Below are 6,800 nucleotides of genomic sequence, written 5' to 3' on the forward strand. Positions count from 1 at the left end.
AAGTGTTAGCGATATGTTTTTTTGTAGATATTTTAGATAAAAGTTGAGGTTAGTAGTGGCCAAAAGAGAGAACTCCTTTGGCGTTTAGATTTAATGAAATGCTCTGTTAAGAGCGCAGAAAAGTGCTTTTACAGAAGCGGTAGCTATATCGTTGTCGCTCCCTACTCCAAAGCAGGAAAGGGTATCTTCCGTCTCTATCTCTATATAGGCAATAGCTTTTGCCGAGCTCTTGTTTCCAAGAGAGTGCTCATAGTACGAGTTTATGCTAAACTCGTTTTTATACTCTTTCATCAAAGCATCTTTGCAGGCGTCCACAGGACCGTTGCCCTCTCCCTGCGCCACTATCTCTATACCGTCGTAAAAGTATGTAAGCGTACACTTAGAGATGCCTTTTACGCTAGAGACCGTGAAGTCTACAAGTGAGATATGCTCTTTTACCTTGAAGTAGTTTTCGTTAAATATCTCAAAGAGCTCCTCTGCCGTTAGCTCTTGACCTTTTCTGTCACTAACCTCTTGGACAAGTTTTCCCACTTCGGGATGCATCGCTTTTGGAAGCTGATAACCGAAATTTTTCTCTAAAATGTATGCTACCCCGCCTTTGCCTGACTGAGAGTTGATACGGATAATGCTCTCATAGCTTCTTCCCACATCTTCGGGGTCAATCGGGAGATACGGAACTTCCCAGAATGTCTCATTATGAGATTTTCTATATGCCAGACCTTTGTTTATTGCATCTTGGTGTGAGCCTGAGAATGCAGTGTATACAAGCTCGCCTACATAAGGGTGGCGCACGTGAGTCTCTATCTCCGTACATCTCTCTACAATATCTACCACTTCGTTTACGTCGCTAAAGTCAAGATTTGACTCAACGCCTTGCGTCGTCATATTAAGCGCAAGCGTTATGATGTCGACATTTCCAGTTCTCTCGCCGTTACATAAAAGCGTGCCCTCTACTCTGTCCGCACCTGCTAAAAGTGCAAGCTCTGTTGCAGCCACGCTTGTCCCTCTGTCGTTGTGAGTGTGTGTGGAGATGATTACATTTTCGCGGTTATGAAGATGCTCGCTCATCCACTCTATCTGGTCTGCATAAACATTTGGAGTTGCCATCTCTACCGTTGCAGGAAGGTTTATGATAACTTTTCTGTTTTCACCAATGCCCCATCTTGCAGTCACGGCGTTGGATATTTCAGCCGCAAACTCTAACTCTGTTCCGGTAAAACTCTCAGGCGAGTACTCTAAAAATATCTCTCCGTCATGATTTTTCTCATACTTCTTGACCAGATCGACACCCTCTAATGCAAGAGCGATGATCTCCTCTTTTGACTTTTGAAACACTATCTTTCTTTGCGCTGTAGATGTCGAGTTATAAAGATGTACGGTAGCTTTTTTTACACCTTTTAAAGCTTCGAACGTCTTTGCAATAAGATGCTCTCTCGCTTGAACCAAGACTTGGATCGTAACATCGTCTGGGATTAGATTGTCATCTACAAGACGGCGTAAAAAATCAAATTCTACTTTAGATGCCGAAGGAAAACCTACCTCGATCTCTTTAAATCCGATTTTGAGTAAGAGTGCATAAAGGGAGAGTTTTTTGTTCATGTCCATAGGGTTTATAAGTGCCTGATTACCGTCACGTAAATCGACACTGCACCACTTAGGAGCTTTTGTTATACTGTTAGAAGGCCATTTTCTATTTGGCAAATCTATCTTTGGATAGGGACGATATTTTCCCTGGGGAATATTTTTCATAATATACCTTTGAACATAAAATTTCAATAATGCACTCTTAAATACTATTATTGTAATGCGAATTATAGCGAATTTACGGTTAGTTGAATGTTTGAAAAGGAGAAGAAGTCCCGCAAAAAAGCGGGACTTAAAGTTTTAGCACTGGTATGTAGTTTTAAACTCGTAAGCAGTAGGACGACCCTCATCCGGCCATACGTCTCTTTTAAATCTGTAATCTTTGTACGCGTTGATGAACTCAGGCGTAAATACAGGTTTTAAGAAGTCGTTGTCACGGATAAGAGACTCTAGTGAACCGCGAAGAGTGTGAGGCATCTGAGGAATACCTTTTTCACGGATCTCATCCAAAGTAAGTTCAAACAAATCTTCATCCATCGGACCGATTGGAATATCTTTGTTCTTGATACCGTCAAGTCCTGCCATCATAAGAGCGGCAAATGCAAGATAAGGACAAGCCGTAGAGTCAGGGAATCTCATCTCTACACGAGTTGATTTCTCACCGGAACCGTAAGGGATACGGCAGCTTGCTGAACGGTTTTGCATAGAGTATGTCAAAATCGAAGGAGCTTCAAAACCAGGGATCAATCTCTTGTAAGAGTTTGTAGTCGGGTTTGTAAATGCAGCGATAGCGCGAGCATGCTTGAAAACACCGCCGATATAGTTAAGCGCCATTTCGCTTAGGTTCGCATAGTTTCCTTTCTCATAGAAAAGGTTTTTGCCATCTTTCCAAAGCGATTGGTGAACGTGCATACCGTTTCCGTTGTCGCCGAATATCGGTTTTGGCATAAATGTAGCAGTTTTACCGTTTAGGTGAGCTACCATTTTGACAACATATTTTAGCTTCTGTACATTGTCTGCCGCGCCGATAATGTCAGAGAAAACAATCCCGATTTCGCCTTGACCTTGAGCAACCTCATGGTGACCAAGAATTACCTCTAAACCTACCTGCTCCAGAACCATCATCATCTCAGCTCTAAGATCAACCATACTGTCAGTAGGAGCTACAGGGAAGTAACCTCCTTTGTTACCAGGTCTGTGACCAGAGTTGTACATATCTGAGTAGCTTGTGTTTGAGTTCCACTCACCCTCTTCGGTATCTATCTTGTAGCCCGCTTCATTAGGATTGTCAACGAACTGAATATTGTCAAAAACAAAGAACTCGTTTTCAGGTCCGAAGTATGCCGCATCAGCTATTCCTAAAGACTCAGCATGCTTAAGTGCCGCTTTTGCGATCGAGCGAGGACATCTCTCATACATACGCTCTTTGTAGATGTCGTAAACGTCACAAAACAGGATAACGGTAGGATCTGCAGTAAAAGGATCCAAAAATGCTGTAGGAACGTCTGCTTTTAAGATCATGTCCGATCTGTTGATCGGCTGCCATGCATCGATAGAAGAACCGTCAAACGGGAAGCCGTTTTCTAGTATCTCTCTTGTAACCGCACTTTTGCGGTAACTTACGTGATGCCAAGTACCTTTAATGTCCGTAAATCTCAAATCTACAAATTGAACATCATTCTCTTCGCAAAAAGTAAAAAATTCATCTATACTGTTTACAAATTTTCCCATTATTTCTATCTCCTGAATTTAATAGTAACAGTATACCTTATTAATTTGGCAATGAAAAAGCAAAACTGATTAAAATTTAAGCAGTTTTGCTTTTTATCTGAAATTATTTAAAAAGTTTTATCTCTCCGCCCTGCTCGGCATACATCATCAGGTTTGCAATATTTACGCTTCTGTCGCATGAGCGTTCGAGTTTTCTAAGGCTTCCCAAAATTTTTACATAGTCTATGGAGAGCTCTTTTTCGTCTATGATCTTGTTTAGTATCTCTTTTTCCAAAACGGCAAAAAGGTCATCGTTCATGCTCTCTTCAACTAGGACTTTTCTGTAGTTGTCCTCATAGTTGCACTCCTCTTTTCTATCAAAGCACTCCAGGATGTATTTCAGGGCATTTACGCTGCTTTTGTGAAGCAGTATAATGCTTGGTTTAAACTGTTCAATGCTGGACTCGTTAATTGTATGCTCGCTCATTCTGCGGGCATATTTTTTAATACCCTCTCCTGTACGAACTATCTCGTTCGTCATCTTCAGATAAGCAACCAAAAATCTCAGCTCTTTTGCTTCAGGGCCGAAAAGTGCGAACGTCTTTATGATCTCATTATCGATCTCATCACCTTTGAAACCGATCTTCTCAAGGCTCTTTTGAACCTCTTTGAACTTTTGTGCATCAGATAGTTTAAATGCCTCCAGAGCAAGTTCGTCAGCCGCCGTTATCTCTCTTAAAAGAGTAGATATTTTCTCTCTTATATTACCTATTTTCTCATCATATTTACTCAACATATTTATCCTTTATTATCAACCGAACTTTCCGGTAATGTACTCTTCTGTAAGTCTCTCTTTTGGTGTTACGAACAGCTCTTCCGTGCGTCCAAGCTCTACAAGCTCACCCAGATACATAAAGCCCGTATAATCGCTTACACGTGCGGCTTGCTGCATATTGTGCGTTACTATGATTATGGATACTCTCTCTCTAAGTCCCACGACCAGCTCCTCGATCCCTGCCGTTGAGATCGGGTCAAGCGCAGACGTAGGCTCATCAAACAGAAGTATTTCAGGCTCGACGGCGATCGCTCTTGCGATACAGAGTCTCTGCTGCTGACCGCCTGATAGCCCGTTTGCGTCATGTTTTAGCCTGTCTTTAACCTCGTTCCAGATCGCAGCGTCTTGGAGCGATTTTTCCACTCTGTCTTGAAGCTCCGTCTTGTTTTTAAGCCCCTGAAGTCTCAGCCCGTAAGCAACATTGTCAAAAATACTCATAGGAAAAGCAGTCGGTTTTTGAAAGATCATCCCTATCTGGATTCTTAGCTTTATAAGATCCTCTTTCGCATCCAAAATATTTCTATCTTTAAAGAGTATCTCTCCGCCGTAGCTGTTGCCCGGATAGAGGTCATGCATACGGTTAAAACTTCTAAGAAGCGTTGTCTTGCCGCATCCTGAAGGTCCTATAAGTGCAGTTATGCTGTGTTTTGCAATAGGCATGGTCAGTTTTTTAATGTTTGGTTCATGCGCTCCCGCATACGTAAATTCGAAGTTTTTAACTTCAAGCGCCTTCTCTGTGGCTATATCAACAATTGTTGCCATTAGTGTTTCCCTCTCTTTTTGAGTAAAAATAGTCTTCCTAGAATATTGAGCGTCAAGATAAACATACTTAGTATAAACGCGGCTGCCCATCCAAGTTTCTGCCAATCCTCATACGGACTTGTCGCATAGTTGTACATCGTAACAGTCAGTGAAGCCATCGGCTGGCTCATATCCGTATTTAAAAAGTTGTCGTTAAAAGAAGTAAATAGAAGCGGTGCAGTCTCTCCCGCAACACGTGCTACTCCGAGCAGAACACCTGTCAATATACCTGCTTTCGCGCCGCGATAAACAACCTGAACGATCACTTTATATTTAGGCGCCCCAAGTGCAAAAGCCGCTTCGCGAAGGGTTGATGGTACAAGGTGGAGCATATCATCGGTCGTTCTTAAAATTATCGGCAGCATGATTATCATAAGTGCTATGGAGCCCGCCCATCCGCTGAATTGCCCTGTAGGAGCAACAACGATAGCGTAAACGAATGCTCCGATAACGATTGATGGTGCGGACATCATAATGTCAGAGATATCGCGTATGGTTTCTGCGAGCTTGGATTTTTGCCCATATTCGCTTAAGTACGTTCCTGCCAATATTCCAAGAGGCACGCCAAATAGCGATGCATAGGTAACAAGAAGAAGCTGTCCGATAAGAGCATGCTTTAATCCTCCGCTATCATTTCCTGGAGGTGCCCCTTCGTTTAGAAAAATTGTCGCACTCAGCGCATCTATTCCGTTAATGACCAAAACGCTTAATATCCATAGCAAAAAGCCTATCCCTATAATAGCAGAGAGCGTGGAGAGTGTCATAACAATATTGTTTGTGATGATCCTTTTTTGAGTGTGCGTCATTGTCCGATCCTTTTTCTGCGCAAGAAGTAAAACTTGGCAATAGAGATGATCGTAAAACTGATAACCAGAAGCAGAAGCGAGAGCTCAAACAGAGATGAGTAGTAAAGACCACTGTCTGCCTCTGCAAACTCATTTGCCAAAGTTACCGGAATAGAAGTTGCCGGTTGTGTTAGGTCGATCGAGATATTATGCACGTTACCCATAACGAACGTAACCGCCATCGTCTCGCCGATCGCACGCCCAAGTGCCAGAATGAACGAACCGATGATCCCCGCCTTAGCGTAAGGGATGATAATATCTTTTACAACATCCCATTTGGTCGCACCCAGTGCGTAAGCCGACTCTTTTAGGATGTCGGGAGTAGTGTTCATCGCATCACGCGTGACTGCCGCCATAAACGGAAGGATCATAATGGAGAGAACGATTCCCGCCGTCAGCATGCTGATACCGATACCGCCGAAGATATCGCGGATAATAGGCACAAAATAGAAGAGTCCCCACATACCGTAAACAACAGAGGGAATAGCTGCTAAGAGCTCTATCGAGACGCCTACGGGCATCTTGATCTTTGCATGCGCTATCTCACTTAAAAATATAGCGACACCTATAGCTACGGGAACAGCCAAGAGCATTGCTAAAAAAGTAGAGACGACAGAGCCGTAGATTGCAGGAAGAGCACCGAATTTCTCTAGATTTGGCGCCCATTTATCCTCTGTAAGAAAACTAAATCCAAATGCTTTGATCGATTCTAGCGAGTGTTCGAAAAGAACGGTAAATATCCAAGCAACGATAAGCAGTACGCCAAGGGCTATGAACTTTGTCGCATTTGCAAAGATTTTATCTATTATATTACTCAACTGCTCTCTCCCGTAAAAAAGTTCGGAATTTTATGTAATCTTGATTACAAAAAGGTTACGAAACGGTTACCAATGCCAAATATGGCCGTAAGTGTTTCGCAAGAGTAAACTATATATACTTATGCAGATGATGTGAATCAGGGCTTTAAAGGAGCGTTATGAAAGAGAAAAGGGAAGCGGGCAGCGACAGAAGAAGATCGGAAGAGC

Annotated in this window: 6 protein-coding genes; all 6 read right to left on the reverse strand. The window is 42.6% G+C overall.

The genetic code is table 11. The features are described from left to right. Window positions 1-90 precede the first annotated feature (90 nt). The 6 genes from leuA to pstC all read right to left on the reverse strand — a co-directional run bounded on the left by leuA (window position 91) and on the right by pstC (window position 6,593). Window positions 91-1,749: a 2-isopropylmalate synthase gene (gene leuA / locus RBR61_RS08895; protein ID WP_320343688.1), complete on the reverse strand. Its 1,659-nt coding sequence runs from the start codon at window positions 1,747-1,749 to the stop codon at window positions 91-93. A gap of 135 nt (window positions 1,750-1,884) precedes the next feature. Then, window positions 1,885-3,315 carry a type I glutamate--ammonia ligase gene (gene glnA, locus RBR61_RS08900; protein ID WP_320343690.1) on the reverse strand — a complete coding sequence of 477 codons (1,431 nt, stop codon included), beginning with the start codon at window positions 3,313-3,315 and terminating at the stop codon, window positions 1,885-1,887. A gap of 103 nt (window positions 3,316-3,418) precedes the next feature. Further along, on the reverse strand, window positions 3,419-4,090 hold the full coding sequence (locus RBR61_RS08905) for a PhoU domain-containing protein (protein ID WP_320343692.1): 672 nt from the start codon (window positions 4,088-4,090) through the stop codon (window positions 3,419-3,421). Window positions 4,091-4,105: 15 nt separating this feature from the next. Then, window positions 4,106-4,891 carry a phosphate ABC transporter ATP-binding protein PstB gene (gene pstB / locus RBR61_RS08910; protein WP_320343693.1) on the reverse strand — a complete coding sequence of 262 codons (786 nt, stop codon included), beginning with the start codon at window positions 4,889-4,891 and terminating at the stop codon, window positions 4,106-4,108. Beyond that, window positions 4,891-5,736 (reverse strand): phosphate ABC transporter permease PstA, encoded by an 846-nt coding sequence (gene pstA / locus RBR61_RS08915; protein WP_320343695.1) that lies wholly within the window; start codon window positions 5,734-5,736, stop codon window positions 4,891-4,893. Before pstA ends, pstB begins: the two co-directional genes overlap by 1 nt. Next, window positions 5,733-6,593: a phosphate ABC transporter permease subunit PstC gene (gene pstC / locus RBR61_RS08920; protein WP_320343697.1), complete on the reverse strand. Its 861-nt coding sequence runs from the start codon at window positions 6,591-6,593 to the stop codon at window positions 5,733-5,735. The genes pstA and pstC overlap by 4 nt, the downstream gene beginning before the upstream one ends. Window positions 6,594-6,800 lie beyond the last annotated feature (207 nt).

Origin of the sequence: Sulfurimonas sp., from assembly GCF_034005705.1 — a bacterium.
In the GTDB taxonomy this organism is placed as follows: domain Bacteria; phylum Campylobacterota; class Campylobacteria; order Campylobacterales; family Sulfurimonadaceae; genus Sulfurimonas.